We start from the raw sequence: 16,612 nt of genomic DNA on the forward strand, positions 1-16,612 counted from the left end.
GCAGAACGTCGTTAATCCCGCGAAGTTTCTAAGGGATTGTCCGCCAGGACGCCTCTAATCCGACAGATTGTCGCGATCGACGCCTAAGTCCGTTGCGTATCCAACCGCCGTCCCGAATCGATCGATTCGGGAGGCGAAGTCATCAGGATTAGGCTTTGCCGCGATTTCGGCAGCCGGGACGACACCCAGATAGGACATCAGGTCGCTGATTTCCCGTTCGGTCATCTGATCGATCAGTCCACTGGGCATGATACTGGTATTGCTAGGCAGGATCTGATCCACGTTGTCCGCGGCGACCATCGCCATTGCATTGTTCGAATCGCGAACAACGATCGTGCCATCGGATTGTTCACTGACCATGCCGACGTGGACTTTTCCGTCGAGCGTCAGCAGTTTGCGGCTGGCATACTGGTCACTGACCACATGCGCCGGGTACAGGATCGATTCGAGAATTTCACGTTTGGTGAATCGACGAGCGATTCCAGACAGATCAGGCCCAATCGATTCGCCATAGTTTCCGAAGCGGTGGCACTGGGCACACTTGGCTTTGGTAAACGCCAGTTTTCCGCCAGCCGGATCGCCGTGACGTCCTTGGTCGCTCTCCAGGTAGCTGACCAACTCTTCAAAGTCCCAACGTGATTGGTCGGCTGCGGGCAGGACTGCCGCCGGGCGGTTTGGATAAACCGACGCATACCATTCTTGCCATAGCTCCATCGATGGTGCTTCGCCTTCGGGGCGTTCCATTCCGGTCCAGTGTTCGAGCAAGGCTTCGACATCGGCAAAGGAGCGTTCCTCGGCCTCTGCTTTCAAACCCAGCAAGATCAATTGACGCAGCGCGGTCGGGTCATCGGTTGCAATCTCGACCGTTCGTAGAGCACGTACGACTTCGATGCCCGCTTCGTGATCCACCAAGCTCAAGCTGCGAACCAAGTAATCCCAGTTGTCGCCATCCGGATGAACGGACAAAGCCATCGCGATCACGGCACGACGTTGTGGTTCGTCACGCCAAAGTTCACGCAGGTATTCGGACGATTCGGGGACTTCGCTGCTCGCGAGGAGCGCCACGATACCGGTGCGCAGTCGACGCTGAACATCGCGTTCTTCATCACCGTCACGGACTTTGCGATCGAGTTCCATCAATGTGTTCGCCAACTCGGGGCTGATCGGCCGTTCGACTTTATAGATCGCCGCCAATGCTGCGTTTTGCCAAACGTGACCTTGTTCCAAGATGGCATGCAAGTCATCCATGGACAGTGTCGATGCGAAATCGCGTGTGACGTCCATCATGTACAGCGGCAACGAACCCGAGGTCGATCGGTTGGCTGCCTTCTCAAAGAATTTCAGCAACGCAAAACGTTGCTTCGCTTTCCAGCCGTCACTCATCGCTTGCAAACACATCGCGACAAGGGTGCGGCTTTCGTACGGGGCTTCGGATTCCAGGTAATCGATCGCACGATCAGCGAGTGATTCGGCGTTCAGGTAGGTCGCCAAGCGAATGACTTCGTGATTGATGCGTGGTTCGCCGGCGGGGAATTCTTCGGCAACTTGTGCGGCTAAGGCTCGCAATTGGCTGGTGTCGATTTCACTCAAGTGCAATGTCACTTGGCACAGACGCAGCACATCGATGAAGTCGGCGTCACTGAGAAAGCCTTTCATCAGTTCGCTGTTTCGCGCCAAGACCTTCAATGCGGTCGCTTCACTATGGTCAACGGTGACCAGGGACAACATGCCCATGATGGCAACGCGAGTGTCTCGTGCTTGCAAGACTTCGTCACGGTATTTTTCGACCGGCATCGACTGCAGGACTTTGTATCCCAAGTAAGCAAGTGTTCGATCTCCACTGGCCAAGATGCCGTTGAGTGATTCGAAAGTCTCGGGGACGACTTTACCACGCAACATCGCTTCACAAGCGGCACGTTGAACCGGCAGTGATTTATCAACCAACAATTCCATCAGTCGCTGTTTGCTTTCTTCGCCAGGATCGCGTCCAAGCATCAAAGCCGCTTGGGCACGGACGAGATCGCTTTTGCTTTTGCTAAGTTCCAGCAACAACGCCTCGCTTGGCACGGGGCCAAACAGTTGCATCAGCATCATCGCGCGAACGCGATAGTCATCGGGGTTGTCGTCGCTGTACGCAACGCCCGCAACGAGTTGGTTCCATTGGTCACCGAGTTCACGTTTGATCGAAGCGATCTTTTGTCGCGTCCAAGCCGATTCGATTTGTGGTTGGCGAATGGCGGCAGCGATTCCGCTGCCCAAGTTTTTCATCTTTTCCGGTACATCGCCTTTATAGATCACGCGATAGACGCCGCCGGTGGTCGATCGTCCGCCGGTGCAGAAATACAACGCGCCGTCGGGGCCGACTTCCAAATCGGTGACGTTCAGCGGTTGGCCTTGCAGGAAGATTTCGCTTTCGGCGGTGTAGCTCGCACCGCGTGGCGTCAGGCGAACGTTCAGGATTCGCCCTTCGCTCCAGTCGGCCAGGAAAAGCGTGTTTTGGAAGCGTACTGGAAACGCGTAGTGTTCATAGCAAACGCCGCCTGTCGGGCTGCCACGTCCGGTGTCCAGCATCGTTGGTAGGCGGTCAAAGTAGTATTCAGGCCACTTCGCCCACCCGGTTCGCCAGCCGAATTCACCGCCTTCGGCGACATTGAAAACGGCATTGGGACGATACCAAGGTGTGTCGAGGTCCGCTTCCATGTCGGCGTCATGGACGAACAGTCCTCCGCCACTGTGAAAGACAAGGTCATAGGGGTTTCGCAGGCCACCGGCGACGCGTTCGATCACGCTGCCGTCGATGTTGGTACGAATAATCGTACCGCCGGGAGCTTTGACGCCTCGTGCGTGACCCGCGGGATCTTCGTATCGCGGCAGCAGGTCGCCTTCGTATTCATGGTTGTAGGTTTCGCCGTCACCGGTTTTGCCAACCGCTTTGACATGGCTTCCGACGGCCAAGTAGATCATTCCATCAGGACCAAGACGTAAACCGTGTGGTCCATGCTCGTGTGCTTTGATCGCTTTGCCGGCCCAATTGGTGAACTTGACGATCGCTTCGACCTTCTCGAGCGTCCCGTTGCGGTCGGCGTCGGTCAGTTTGTAAAGCGCGAGGCCTTGTGGCCCGCTGCCGGTCACAAACACTTGGCCATTAAGAGCCAGGATGCCTTGGCATGAATTGACTTTGTCGCAGTAGGTGCGAATCGTCTCCGGGACGCCGTCTTCGTCGTCGTCGTAAACCAACATCAGTGGGCCGCCTTCTTGGCTGACCAACAGGTGTCCGAATTCGTTAAATGTCATCGCCAACACCGAACCGATTTTGTCGTCAGCCAATATTCGCTGCACGCCGAAGCCACGTTGAATTTGGAAGCGTTCTTGTTGTTCGGTGGAATCGCCTGCGGCCGGTTCGGCAGCGATACTTTCGGTCGCGGTCGGGCCAGCCAGAACCGACGAATTCGGATCGTTGGATGCGACTTCGCTAGCAGTGGGCGGCTTAGGGAGTGCAGGGTTGGTTGCTTGAGGCGTGTTCGACCGAGGTGTTGCCGCCTGCATTTTGGGTTGTGGTGCGGCCGGCGGTGTTTCTTCTTCGAGGGTACCGAATGACGATGCCGCTCCCCACAGCCGGTCATTGAACGTTGCGGTTTCCCAAAGTTCCTGCGGCTCGGAGCTGGTTTTCCAGGACGGGTCGCTGTTGAACGTGTACCAGCGGTCGCTGTTTTCCGGTCGGACCGAGATACGAGCCACCAGGGCGGCAGTATCGCCTTGGCGATTAATCACTCGAACGGCGACGATGTTGCGGCCGACGCCAAACGATTCAGTCGCTTCGAATTGGTTCACTTCACGCGAAGATCTGCCATGTCCGATTCGTTTTCCGTTAACGAACAGCTCGTATTCGTCGTCAGCGGCGATTTCAACACGGACGTCTGCGGGAACTTTTAAGTTGATCGGTTTGCGGAAAAAGCACTGTGCGCCGCGAGGAATCGACTGCTCGGGGCTTGTCCCGTTCGCCCAAATCCATTGGGCGTCGTCAGCCGATTTCGCGGTCGTCGCGAAGAGGCAGACGAAACTGGCGATCAGCATCGCAGTCCTGGGCAGACCGAGGCCAGTCAGTTGTCGCAACGAATCGATAGTTGGCTTGGTGATCGCCGGTGGTTCAATTAGTCGGCCGTCCATGGCGCAATCGTCTCGGAATGGAGAATTGGCAAAATACGACGGTAGGGTAGAACGCGTCCGCTGACCGTCGCAAGATCGATTCGAACGCACCCAATCGGCGGCGGATTGACGTGGGGCTACTCGCGGGACAACGGGCACCGAAAAAAATCCTCGTGGCACTGTCCGCTCGTCGTCGTTTTGGTGCGACGCGAGAAGTGCTTGAGGGGGCGACGTCCCGGTTGTGCTGATGCGTCACGGTTTGCTGCCAATTCGCCCAGCTTGCTTTCGAGGGGCGATCGCCAACGGCGAGAACTTGAACCGTCTGGGAAAGCTTGCCCGTCAAACTGGCGCGGCTGAACGGTTTATTCGAGGTCTTTTTTTTGATTTTGCTTTCATGGTGTGCGGTTCCGAATGGAAGTGAACACCGAATCGATCACACGGAGGCGATAAGATGAGATCAACGGTACGAAACAAATTACAGACACTGGTTCTGGCAATTGCCGTTGCCACGGGTGCCGCGCCTGCCGCAGATGCTGCCGGTTTGGGACTCTTCAGCAACGGTTGCGATTCGTCGGCATGCTGTGACACGACGGATTGCGATTCACTGCTTAATTGCGACAGCGGATGTGATTCCGTCTGTGCATCGGCATGCGGCGATAGCTTGCTTGCCGGTTTGATTAAGCCGACTGACCATTGCTTTGACGACTTCGTCAGCCCAATGATCAACTTTGTCCATTTCGAAGACCCACGTACACTGACCGAGATCCGTCCGATCTTTGTCAACCACTGGGTGCCGTCGACAATCGGAAACAACATTCCCGCAGGCGGATCGATCCAACTGTTGGCGATGCAGTTCCGCGTTGCGTTGACCGAGCGATTGAGCTTGATCGGCGTCAAAGACGGTTACATCTGGGACAACACTGGCGGCACGCTGGATACGTTGCTCGATGATGGCTGGGCTTCGGTCACGGCAGGTTTGAAGTACAACGTGCTGCGTGACACCCAAAGTGGAACGCTGTTGTCCGTCGGCGGAACTTACGAAATCCCAATGGGAAGCCGCGACGCTTTGCAAGACATCGGCGACGGTGAGTTTCACCTGTTCGCGACCGGTGGGCAGCGATTTTTGGACGGAAACGCTCACTTGATGAGCGCTTTCGGATGGCGTGTGCCAGCCGATGGGACGGTCCAAACGGAATCGGTCCATTGGTCGAACCACTTCGATGTCAAGGTCACCGATACCGTGTATCTGTTGACCGAACTGGCTTGGTGGCACTGGACCGATGGTGCCGACAACGGTGCGGCATTGGGCGTAGCCGGACAAGACTTGTTCAACCTATCAGCTAGCGACGTTGCCGGAAACAACTTGGTGACCCAGTCGGTCGGGATGAAGTGCAAGCCAACGTGTTCGACCGAATACGGGATTGCTTACGAGTTCCCGTTGACTGCGAACAAAGACGTTTGCGAAGGCCGTTTGCAACTCGAAGCGATCTACCGCTTCTAGTCGCTGCTAGCGGATTGATTTCAATGTGTGGTCAAGCCGCGTCTGAATTCAGAGCGGTTTGATTTTAAAATCGGCTAGCGTCGCCAATCGCTTCACCCGAGTGAAAACAGAAAAGAGTGTGTCGATTCCGTCGACACACTCTTTTTCCGTTTGGTGCGATGGCCCAGGCGTTCGCGTGACGCCCGAGCGATTGCTTCGTCAAAGTTGCTTCTTGATTGCTACTTCGACTGTGTCAGTCGTTGGGATATTCGTCGTTCGGCAAGCCAACGGTATAGAGACGTTCCAGTTGATTGGGAGCTTTAACGCGATGTGTCAGCATGTATTGCCGTAAGGAGTCATGATCAACATCTCGCTCAAGACTGAGCAGACCATCGTCAGCGGCCAATTGATAGGGGACGAGCTTTTGTTGCTGTGCCATTTTCGCCGCCAGTGAGAACGCTTGTGCGGCTGATTTTTTGCGTCCGGCAATGCGTCGTTCGATCCCACGCATCAACGCACCGAGCATTTTGGCAAAGTCAAACGGCTGCTGATTCAACCGTCGGATTGCATTGCGTACGATCGCCGGATCGGTGGTGGCCGCCCCGGAGGTTGACGCGGACGGTTTACCGCAAAGGACGGATTCTTGGCGTTGATGCAACGACGACAGACAAAGCAGGTAATCCGCAACGATTTGCAACAGGCTGATTCTTCGGATCGGAGATCGTCCGAGTTCACGGCGCATCTTGCGGACAACCTGGGAAGCCGCCAAATAGTTGCCTTCGTAAAGGTGAACTTGCGTCGAATGAATCCACTGAAACAGGTGTTTCAATTCCGTGCTGCCGGTATCACTGACAATGCGATAGGAATCACTGCCGAGTTGAGACAGACGCGCCAGGTTACCGTCAACGAGAAATCCATTTCCGGAAAAGCCGGAGGTGGCAACGAATCGCTGGTAATTGTCGTTTCGGCGATCGGCATCCTCCGCCATGTCGTTGGCGTTCGTTCGCAGCGAATCCCAATTGCCGAGTTGCCAATCGGCCCACAATTTCAACCATCGCGTGTGCGTCGACTCGAATCGCAATCGCTTCAAATCATTTCCAAAATCTGCGATGCAAGAATCGACGGCATGTGGCACCGTGGTCCAGTTCATGGAAAGCAGGTTCAAGAAAGCCAAGCCCGACCAAACGTCCCCGGTCATCAGACCCGGCGGAAAGTTCTCGAGGTTGCCGACCAAGGATTCCAAGTAGCACTGTGATTGTTCTAGCGAGTCGGTTTCGCGACCGGAAAGCACGCCTGACCACACATGCGCCCGGACGCCAAAGTGCAATCGATCCGCATTGGTTCCGTGGCCAATCGCCAGCTTTGCGCCGTGCGACATTAACTGGATCGTTCCATGAAAATCCAGGAACGCCATCGACCGTGTCGCGTCGCTGCAAAGGTACATCGCCGTCGCAACGTCATCTGGTCGTTGCACGGATTCACTGGTCAGAATCTCTGACTGGAGTTTCTTGAAATCGATCTTGGCAAGCTGTTCGGTCAGCATTGCGAGACCGGAACGACAGGTCGCCATCGTGATCGGTCGACGCGGCAAGATATTCAGTTCATCGCTCAAGTCCTGAATCAATGGTCGCGCTTTATCTAACCGCCCACTGCGGACCAACAATTGAGTTGCGGTCGCTTTCAAGCGTCGCTTTTGAAATTCGTCCGACGCCGTCTCCGCGAGCGTTTCATAGTAAGGTGCGGCACGCTCGGGTAAGTCCGCTTCTTCGAAGCATCGTGCGGCATCGCGTAGGTGTTTCAGCCGTGCTTCTCCGGCGACTTGTTGCAGCACTTTTTCGTGCCACTCGGCCGCTTCGGCCTTCATAAATGCACGGTCCGCATTTTCAGCTGCCAGAATCGCGAATGGCAACGCGGCACCGTCCTGGTTCGCATCATAGAGGTGGCCAGCGATCCGGGCGGCAAAATCACGTGGGCGGTTTTGCTTCTTCAGCAGTTCAGCCCACGCCAAGTGAGCGCGACGCAGTTCCTTTTTATCGAAGTTGTCGATCAATTCTTCGGCAACTTTGTCATGAAAGACAGTCACGCATTCGCTGTTGGACGAATCGTCCACGGCCAAACGTTGTCGGACCAATTCGAAGACCAAAATATCGACTTGTTCCCCGAGACCGGTGAGGTCTAACAGCTCGCCGATCGAAACGGGTGCGTTGGCGGTCACGATGAACGCCAGAATCGACTTTGCCTCGGGACTGAGTTTTTCGAACCGGGTCTGCCAGAACCGATCGACATCGGTAAAGTTCGACATCGAGGAGTTCGGCGAATCTTCCAGGCCATGCAGCATGCCGCCCGGACGGAATTCTTCGGCCAGTTCCTGAAGCCGAAATGCATTGCACTTCGAAAGCTTGAGCAATTGCTGCAAGCCAGCGACGTTGATGTTCGCACCCCAGCGACTTGCAGCGGTCTGCAGAAAAGAAAACGCGGCTTCCGGCGGTAAGGGGCCGACTGGGACACGTAAATCTGCTGGGTAACGAATTTGCGTTTCCATTTCACGCGACGAGGTGATGATTGCCAGTTGGCCCGATGGGTCGGACAGCAAAGCGTCCCAGATCGTGTGGCTATCATGGTCGGACCATTGCACGTCATCGATGATGATGACGAGCGGTCCCATCTTGCGAAGCTCGCGGCTGAGTCGAATGGCGGCCGTTAACGCGTCCAGACGTTGTGGTTTGCCGTTAAACGACGCCGGGACCTCATACAGATCCTCGTGAATGACGTGTTTGAGCTGCGGGAACGATTTTTTCAGAATCGACGCGCTGACCGAATCCAACGTGATGCGGTCGCGATCGCGTTGTGCGTAACGCTGTGCAATCTGGTCAGCCAATTGGTCGATGACCTGCAGCGTTTGGTTTTCGCGTGATCGGCATTTCACGCGGAATACTTGGCCCCAGTGCATCTGTCGCAGTTGCCGTTCGATCTCGTCCAGCAATCTTGTTTTTCCGGCACCCGGGACACCATAGACATGCAACCGTCCCGTTTTCCCGCGATAGATGTCGCGAATGAAATTGGTGCACTGCTCGAGTTCTTGATCGCGCCCGTACAAGTGATGTGTCGTCATCAAGCGAATGGGGCCTTCGCCGACTTTCGTCATGGATGCGACTTCGAGGGACGATGGCCGTCGCGAACGATCCGCCGAAAGCATCCCCGCGATTGCCATGCGCAGCACCGGCGGGATCTCTTCGTCCATTTCTGAAATTGCCGTCGCGATCGTTTCTTCGTCTTCGTCGCGAACCCAATCGGCAAAGTCACCGCGGCGAAGCCATTGATCGTTGCCGGCAACTTCGTTGAGACAGTCCAGCATGACCAATCCCAAGCTGAAAACGTCACCTGCCGGCGTATAACTTTGATCCCACAACGCTTCGGGCGAGAAATATCGTGGCGTCCCAGCAATGTAGGGGCGCAATCCGAACGGATCGGTTTCAGGATCACAGCTCGCGACCAAGCCATAATCGACAATGACACCGTTCCCTTTGGAGCGGACCATCAGGTTGGTCGGTTTCAGATCGCGGTGAACGAGGCCACCAAAATGCATCATCGCCAAGCCGGAGGCATAATCATGCAGCAGCGAGTGCAGCTTACGATACGCCACTTGCGATGGTTCGTTGCGCAATCGACGCGCGGCAGCATACAGTGTCTCGCCATCGATCTCTTCCATCGTCAACACGGTGAAATTATCGATGATCTCAATTCGATCGGTACGCATCAAACTGGGATGTCGAAACGGCGACATGCGCCGGAACCCTAGTTTGTTGCGATACAAGTCGTGCGACGACATGCGGCACAGCAATTTGAGCGCACAGCGTTGCTTCGAAACCAAGTCGACGGCGGAGTATACGAATCCCGCTTTTCCGCGGCCGAGCAGCTCGCGGATTTCGAACTCGCCGAAACGTTGACCAGGCTCGAGTGGCGAGGTCATGTTCGTTTCCAGCGCGTTACACATTCGCGTTTCGCCCTCCCTAGCAGGGCGAACTGGCGTTTCACCAGATGGATCCACAAACGGTTCTTCTGGAGGGGCGTCCATTGCGTATCGGGATTAACGAATGGGAGACTGAACACGAGATCGAACTTACATTTGACCAACCGCGCCCCACGGTAAAGCCAACTTCGATTCGGAACGTCTAAACCGCGCCGCGACAAGTCGTCAAATGCAAGGCGAAGTATATACAAACCGCCAAACAACCTGTTCGGCGATTTCACCAACTAATGCATTAAGACCCCATAAAGGCAGTCATCGACACGCTACGCACACCCCACTCTCCCCATGTGGAGTGACTGAATCCACAAGAAAAGGCCGGTAAATCCGTCCAGCGGGTTTCATTTCTGTCATCCCGTGGGTTTACCCCATCAATCCTGAAAACTGACGGCCAGTCGCCAGAATTGATGTTTGTCGACACCCCAAACCTGTGGTGTTTGGCCAATCGCCGAGTGTTTTCACAGCACTTCTACAGCGCGAAGAACGCGTAGACACCGATAGCGAATGCGATCAATCCGCCGCCAACATAAGGTGCGGCTTTCCAGGGTGTCAGGTCGACGGCGCCAACGTCCGCTTGCACATAGGGCTCGCTGCGACGGAGTCCCAAGGCGCCAAGTGTCAGTTGCAAAATAACCAAGCCGATAAAGACCGCGGTCATGAAGTGGTAACCGGATCCGAAGAGCGTCATACCGGTAAACGTCCCGAACGCCATCACAACCAGGCCGACGATCAAGGTCGTGAGCGCCGACAATCCGTCGACGGTCTTGTTGACCAAGCCGACCAACATGATCGCAAGAATCGGAATGAAGTAAACGCCGTTCAGTTTTTGAAAGAACCCAAAGATCTCGTCTCGGCCATAGAACAACGTCGGTGCCAAGATGACCGCGATCGTGCCGACGATGAAGCTGCACAACTGACCGGAGATCACGACCGAGCGAGTGCTCGCATTGGGACGTAGGTGATGCTTGTAGATATCCAGCGAAAACAGCGTCGCACTACTGTTGAGGACCGAGTTGAATGTCGAAAGGATCGAGCCGACAACGACGGCGGCAAAGAAACCGGCGAGTGCTTCGGGAAGCACACTGGCAACCAACGCGCCGTATGCCTTGTCCGCTTGCGGCTTATTGTCTTGCAAGCCGACCGCATCGGCGAAGGTTGGATCGGTGGCAACCAAGTAAGCAGCCGCGATACCCGGCAGTACCAAAATCAATGGGGCACAAATCTTGAAGAACGCGGCCAGCAAGACACCTTTTTGACCTTCGGCCAAGTTCTTTGCACCGAAGGTCCGTTGGATAATCTGCTGGTTGGTCGACCAATAGAAGAAGTTCAGCAGCAACACGCCTGTGAACAAGGTCGGCCAGGAAACGTCTTCTGACATTTGACCGAGCGATTGAAACGCATCGGGGTCATGTTCGGAAAGCTTCGTGAATGCCGAAAAGAATCCGTCACCGCCAGCCACTTTGTCGAGCGTGAAGTAGGTGATCAGCAAACCGCCGATCAACAAACCGGCGCCGTTGAAAGTGTCCGAAACGGCGACCGCTTTCAAACCACCCCAAATCGCATAGGCACCGCCGACGACCGCGATAAAGATAATCACCGTCCAAAGTGTTTGGACTTCGGTCAGGCCGAGACGCGTTTCGAGTTGCAGCATCCCCGACAAGCCACGTGCGCCGAGGTACAGCACGAACGGCAAAAGAATCAGCATGTAGGCGACGACGAAAATACCCGTCGTGAGAATCTGGACCCCGTTACCGTATCGGTTTTGGAAAAACTGGGGAATCGTCGCAATGCCGGACTTTAGGTAGCGAGGCAAGAAAACCAAGGCGAGTGCGACAAGCGAAATCCCTGCGACGACTTCCCATGCCATTACCGACAAGCCTTCGTCAAACGCGGCAGCGTTCAAGCCGATCAGCTGTTCGGTCGACAGGTTCGTGAGCAACAATGACCCGGCGATAAATACGCCTGTCAGCGAGCGGCCTGCCAAGAAGTACCCTTCGTCGGTCGCCTCATCAGTGCCACGAGTCACAAACCACGTGGCGACCGCAACCAGCGCGGTAAACAAAAAGAATGTCGCAATTGTCATTGGGATTAGGCAGGGAAGTGAAGATCAATGGTAGGAAACGGCCTTCGGCGTCGCGGGTGATTTCGAGACGCGAAGTGAAGAGGCGAGTCCAGTGACTCGCCGTCGGCTTGATCAGCTTTCGTTGAAGTCGATCAGGCCACCGCCGGCTTCGTCACTGGTGCGGCAGGCATCGAGAATTTGCTGTGTCAGCATCGCGCGTCGAAGCAAGTCTTGGTCGATTTCCTTGCGGAGGACTTGATCGGCGAAGCGGCGAACCATGGCGACTTCTTGTGAGTTCGGTTCGCCACTGTGGAATTCGTCAAAGGTCCGCGTTTCCGTCATGCGGCGGAAGTTCCAGCGGCAGTTGTCGATTTGCAAGTCGTGGCGGTTCACGTCGAACGATGATTGCGAGCCATAGAGCGGCAGCACATAGTCGTCCAACGAGATGTAACCTTCATCGCCCGAGATCGTGGCCGTCTGTTGATTGAAGCTCAGGAACGAGCAGAAGAACGAGGCCGAGGGGCCGTCGTCATAAATCAATTCGCCTTGGAATTCACCCGGTACCCAGCCTTCGACGCCTTCGCGACTCAGCTTCTTGATCGTGCGGCCGCTCACTTTCGAAGGAGCTTTCCAGTTCATCGTCCACAGGATCAGTCGGATGCAGTACCAGCCGAGATCGCCCAGGCAACCGTGACGTTCCAGCTTGGCATCGGTGCGGATGTTGCCCGACTGGAATTCTTTGTCGCCAGTGAAGGAGAAGTGAGCTTGGATTCGTCGAATGTTTCCGATTTGGCCTTCGGCGACCGCATCGCGGAGCCCGACGATCCGTTTGCTATGGTCGTACATGACGCCGTCCATCAGCTGGACGTTGTTCGCCTTGCATGCGTCGAGCATCTCTTTTGCGTCAGCCGCCGTATCAGCGATCGGCTTTTCGATCAAAACGTGCTTTTTCGCATTTGCCGCGGCGATCACCCACTGTTTTCGCAAACCGGTCGGCAGGGGGACGTAAACCGCGTCAATCGCGTCGCTGTCGAGCAGTGCTTGGTGGCTGCCGAACGCGACGGGGCGTTCGTCGAACGGAACTTCCCGCTGGCATTCGTCGATATACTGGTTCGCCCGATCGAGGTCACGGCTGGAAACCCCGGCGACAACCCCGTTGCCGCTCAAACGAATCCCTTTCCAGTTTTTTCGCGCGATATTCGCGGTGGATAGGATCCCCCACCGGCAGATCGAATCACTCATCTACAACGCCCAATGATCAATTAATCGGATATCCACGCCCTAGAAAGCGCGGTGTGGCATACAGAAAAGCCCAGAGGATAGCACGGAACCGCAGCGTTGTGCGTCCCAGCCCGATGGAATTGACAAGCGATCTTACCCGTACGGCAACCGATCTAACGCACTAGGCAAGATACAACGGGAATTGAAATTCCCTCCTGCCCGATTCACTGTCGCGATCGCCAAGCGGGTGTGCCTATCGCCGCGAGGTCCAGTATTGATAGGCCCGCATCGTTTGCCGGGCGGCTTCGTGTGGGTCCGGCCATGGAAACGCTTCGGCACACAGGTAGCCGTCGTATCCGATCTCGCGCAACGCATCGATGATCGTGACGAATTGCATGTGACCGAATCCGACCGGGCGGCGATTGCTGTCGACGAAGTGGACATGGCCGACCAGTTTGTCACCGATCAGCAAGCCCTGTGCGATGTCCGCTTCTTCGATATTCATGTGGAACAGATCGCACAACAATCGGACGTTGTTTGTCTGCAGTGACTGGAGCAGTTTGACGCCTGCTTCGACGGTGCAGCACTGATTTGTCTCGTAGCGGTTGAGCGGTTCATAAATCAGCGGAACGTTGTATTGCCGGGCGTGTTCACCGCCGTCTTCGAGTGCTTCGGCAAGGTAAGCAAGCGCGGTCGGGGCGTCGACTTGGTCGTCACTGCGGCCTTGCATCGATCCGATGATCGCCATCGCACCGAATTGACCGGCCGCATCAATGATGGTGCGTACGAACGCGCGCGCTTGTTTGCGTTTCTCCGCGTCAGCATCCGCCAGTTGCAGACGATGTTTCACCCAACCGGCCCCGGTACCAAGGGCCGCCAAACGGACTCCGGCCGCGTCGAGCATTCCGCCGAGCGAATCCAGTTTTAACGCTTCGATTGAGGGGGCAAAAATCTCGACCGCGTCAAAGCCAAGCTCTCCGGCAAAACGGATCGATTCTTCAAGGCCATCCCAAAGAACGAACGGGCCGCCGCGTGCTTCTTCGACAAGCGAGATCGTGATGCAAGACTTCATGGTGTGATCGCAGAGGAAAGGTGGGGCGGCAAGCAGTCCAATGGCAGTTCGCTGCCAGACGGTTTACTGGTCGTTGTTTTCGGGACGACCTTCGACATAGACCCAATTATGGATCGGTTCCAATATCGCTTTGACTTCCGCGACAAGAGCTTCGTCGAGGGGTTCGTCGAGCCAATCGCACCACTGCGAGACCCGATCGGGGTTCGCCGATCCGACAACACAGCTCGCGAAGTCATCGTTGGCGACTGAGTACTGTAGGGCGAGCTTTGCGATATTGGTGCCTTTGTCGCGACAGTGCTTCGCGGCTTTGGCGGCAACGTCGCGGACATCGGCGGTCGACTTGTGCCAGTCGGGAAGCGGAGCGTCGGTTAACAAGCGGGCCGAAAACGGTGCTGCATTGATCAGACCGACGCCGGCTTGTTGGCAGGGTTCCACAAGTGCCAGCGCCATGTCGTTCTGCAACGTGTAATGGTTGTACGTCAGCACCACGTCGAGATCCGATCGTTCGATCATTTCATGAAAGATCTTCATCGGGTATCCGCTGACGCCGATGTAGCGGACCTTTCCCTTCTCGACTTCCTTTTGCAAAGCGGGGATCGTTTCATTGACGATCGGATCCAAGTCGACGAACTCGACGTCGTGACAAAACACGATGTCCAAGTGATCGAGCTTCATCCGCTCGAGCGAGATATCGATGCTTTCGGCGACACGGCGGGCGGAGAAATCAAAGTGTGCGGGCGCATACCGGCCAAGCTTCGTGCTGAGCACATAAGAATCTCGGTCTAGCGTGGGCAGCACTCGCCCCAACATGATCTCGCTCATCCCGCGACCGTAGTATGCGGCTGTGTCGATGTAGTTCATCCCACGGTCCATCGCGACATTCACACACCGCAACGCTTCGTCAACGTCGATGGATCGGAACTCCGCGCCGATCGACGATGCGCCAAACCCGAGTGCCGAAAGTTCCAAGCCGGTTTTTCCCAAGGGCCGTTTCTTCACCGCGTACATTCTCCGTATGACTGATCGAAAGCAATGGGGCGAGGATATCACACAATCAGGTGGTCAACGACGGTTGATCCGGCCTCGAACAGCCATCAGACGTCGAATATCACGATTCGGTCGCTAGTCAATCTGTCGGGGGGAGTTGCCGTCAAAGGATTGACTGTCCGTTTGTCACATCTGGTGCGACCGGAACAAATTCGCGAGGGCAAACCTGCATCCTGGTTCCCTCAGACTGCAAATTGCACGGCGTCCCGTTAAGCGAATTCAAAGCTTTCGGAAAGTTCTCCTTCCCTGTTGAGCGACCATGACGACGACGGTTCAACCCACTTTTCCAGTCACCCATCAGTCCGCCCAGGGGCTCCCCGTCCCCGAGGTAAATGCTCCGCTGGTCCTGAATTCCCAGGTGCCGATCGGGCGTGTGGAACATCATGCGCGCTCCGAGTCTGTGCCTCGAGGGCGGATCATGATCGTGGACGATGAGAGCACGAACGTCGAAGTCGCTAAGCGTCTACTTTCGATCGCCGGGCATGACGACTTTGTCACCACGACTGACTCGACGCGGGCCATCAATCTGCTTCACACTGCCGAGCCAGATGTGGTGCTGCTCGACATCAATATGCCGCATGTCGACGGGATTTCGATTCTATCGCAGATTCGTAGCGTTCCAAAGTTCCGCCAGTTGCCTGTGTTGATTCTGACCGCCAACAGTCACAGCGAAATCAAGCTGCGGTGTTTGGAACTTGGCGCGACTGACTTTTTGCTTAAACCAATCGACCCGATGGAACTCGCACCTCGGGTTCGCAATGCGTTGCAAAGCAAGCAGTATCGCGACACGTTGGTCAAATACACACAGAACTTGGAAAACATTGTCCGCAAACGCACCAAGCAACTCGAGGACACCCGGCGTGACGCGATTCACTGTCTCGCACGCGCCGCCGAGCTTCGCGATAACGACACCGGTAATCATGTGATCCGTGTGGGGCGCTATGCGGGGATCGTTGCGCGACAACTTGAACTTTCCGAAGACTTCATCAGCGACTTGGAACTCGCCGCCCAGTTGCACGACGTCGGGAAGATCGCAATCCCCGATTCGATCTTGCTTAAACCGGGAAAGCTCGAGCCGGAGGAGTATGAGGTTATCCAGCAGCACGTCCGACACGGCCGGCAAATCATCCAGCCTTATGTCGGACGCGAAGCTGACACTATGCGTGGGCACGTTCGCGCAGGTGCGGAGATCCTTTCCGATGACAATTCATTGATGCGACTAGCTGCCAGTATCGCGCAAACGCATCACGAGAAATTTGACGGTACAGGTTATCCGATTGGTTTGGCTGGAGAAGATATCCCGATCGAAGGCCGGATCACTGCCGTCGCGGATGTTTACGACGCGTTGTCGTCAGAACGTCCGTATAAAAAAGCGATGCCGCGAGAGAAGTGCTTCCGCATCATGGAAGACGGTCGAGGCAGTCACTTTGATCCCGTCGTCTTGGACGCGTTCTTTCGCGGGGCGTCAGAAATCGTCCGTGTCCAAGTCGAGTTCGCGGACTGAAATTGCGGACTGAATTGTCCCCGGCGTCGACGCGTTGATCGCATCGACGTCAG

At 55.8% G+C, this 16,612-nt stretch carries 8 protein-coding genes; 2 read left to right on the forward strand and 6 right to left on the reverse strand.

Annotation, left to right across the window (positions count from 1 at the left end; genetic code table 11):
* Positions 1–54 precede the first annotated feature (54 nt).
* Positions 55–4,167: a HEAT repeat domain-containing protein gene (locus CGZ80_RS03865; protein ID WP_233148217.1), complete on the reverse strand. Its 4,113-nt coding sequence runs from the start codon at positions 4,165–4,167 to the stop codon at positions 55–57.
* 430 nt (positions 4,168–4,597) lie between these two features.
* Here CGZ80_RS03865 and CGZ80_RS03870 point away from each other — a divergent pair, with 430 nt between their 5' ends.
* Positions 4,598–5,647 (forward strand): hypothetical protein, encoded by a 1,050-nt coding sequence (locus CGZ80_RS03870; protein ID WP_233148218.1) that lies wholly within the window; start codon positions 4,598–4,600, stop codon positions 5,645–5,647.
* Positions 5,648–5,879: 232 nt separating this feature from the next.
* Here the strand turns inward: CGZ80_RS03870 and CGZ80_RS03875 are convergent, their stop codons facing one another.
* The 5 genes from CGZ80_RS03875 to CGZ80_RS03895 form a co-directional block, all read right to left on the reverse strand.
* Complete coding sequence (locus CGZ80_RS03875) at positions 5,880–9,596, reverse strand: protein kinase domain-containing protein (RefSeq protein ID WP_158222539.1); 3,717 nt, start codon at positions 9,594–9,596, stop codon at positions 5,880–5,882.
* Positions 9,597–10,122: 526 nt separating this feature from the next.
* Positions 10,123–11,736, reverse strand: coding sequence for a solute:sodium symporter family transporter (locus CGZ80_RS03880; RefSeq protein WP_094411541.1), 1,614 nt, complete (start codon positions 11,734–11,736; stop codon positions 10,123–10,125).
* A gap of 111 nt (positions 11,737–11,847) precedes the next feature.
* The gene (locus CGZ80_RS03885; protein ID WP_094411543.1) at positions 11,848–12,957 is read right to left on the reverse strand and encodes a Gfo/Idh/MocA family protein; all 1,110 of its coding nucleotides are present in this window, start codon (positions 12,955–12,957) and stop codon (positions 11,848–11,850) included.
* Positions 12,958–13,189: 232 nt separating this feature from the next.
* A complete protein-coding gene (locus CGZ80_RS03890) occupies positions 13,190–14,008 on the reverse strand; it encodes a sugar phosphate isomerase/epimerase family protein (RefSeq protein WP_094411545.1) in 819 nt (272 codons plus the stop codon).
* A 63-nt stretch (positions 14,009–14,071) separates the two neighbouring features.
* Positions 14,072–15,016 (reverse strand): aldo/keto reductase, encoded by a 945-nt coding sequence (locus CGZ80_RS03895; RefSeq protein ID WP_094411547.1) that lies wholly within the window; start codon positions 15,014–15,016, stop codon positions 14,072–14,074.
* Positions 15,017–15,473: 457 nt separating this feature from the next.
* On the opposite strand from CGZ80_RS03895, the gene CGZ80_RS03900 reads away from it, so the two are divergent.
* Positions 15,474–16,559 carry an HD domain-containing phosphohydrolase gene (locus tag CGZ80_RS03900; RefSeq protein ID WP_315851403.1) on the forward strand — a complete coding sequence of 362 codons (1,086 nt, stop codon included), beginning with the start codon at positions 15,474–15,476 and terminating at the stop codon, positions 16,557–16,559.
* Positions 16,560–16,612 lie beyond the last annotated feature (53 nt).

It is taken from the genome of Rhodopirellula sp. MGV, from assembly GCF_002251265.1.
Taxonomy (GTDB): Bacteria; Planctomycetota; Planctomycetia; order Pirellulales; family Pirellulaceae; genus Stieleria; species Stieleria baltica_A.

Coding starts and splice junctions, on each gene's coding strand:
- CGZ80_RS03865 (WP_233148217.1), bottom strand. CDS start 4,167: ATGGACGGCCGACTAATTGAACCACCGGCGATCACCAAGCCAACTATC.
- CGZ80_RS03870 (WP_233148218.1), top strand. CDS start 4,598: ATGAGATCAACGGTACGAAACAAATTACAGACACTGGTTCTGGCAATT.
- CGZ80_RS03875 (WP_158222539.1), bottom strand. CDS start 9,596: ATGACCTCGCCACTCGAGCCTGGTCAACGTTTCGGCGAGTTCGAAATC.
- CGZ80_RS03880 (WP_094411541.1), bottom strand. CDS start 11,736: ATGACAATTGCGACATTCTTTTTGTTTACCGCGCTGGTTGCGGTCGCC.
- CGZ80_RS03885 (WP_094411543.1), bottom strand. CDS start 12,957: ATGAGTGATTCGATCTGCCGGTGGGGGATCCTATCCACCGCGAATATC.
- CGZ80_RS03890 (WP_094411545.1), bottom strand. CDS start 14,008: ATGAAGTCTTGCATCACGATCTCGCTTGTCGAAGAAGCACGCGGCGGC.
- CGZ80_RS03895 (WP_094411547.1), bottom strand. CDS start 15,016: ATGTACGCGGTGAAGAAACGGCCCTTGGGAAAAACCGGCTTGGAACTT.
- CGZ80_RS03900 (WP_315851403.1), top strand. CDS start 15,474: ATGATCGTGGACGATGAGAGCACGAACGTCGAAGTCGCTAAGCGTCTA.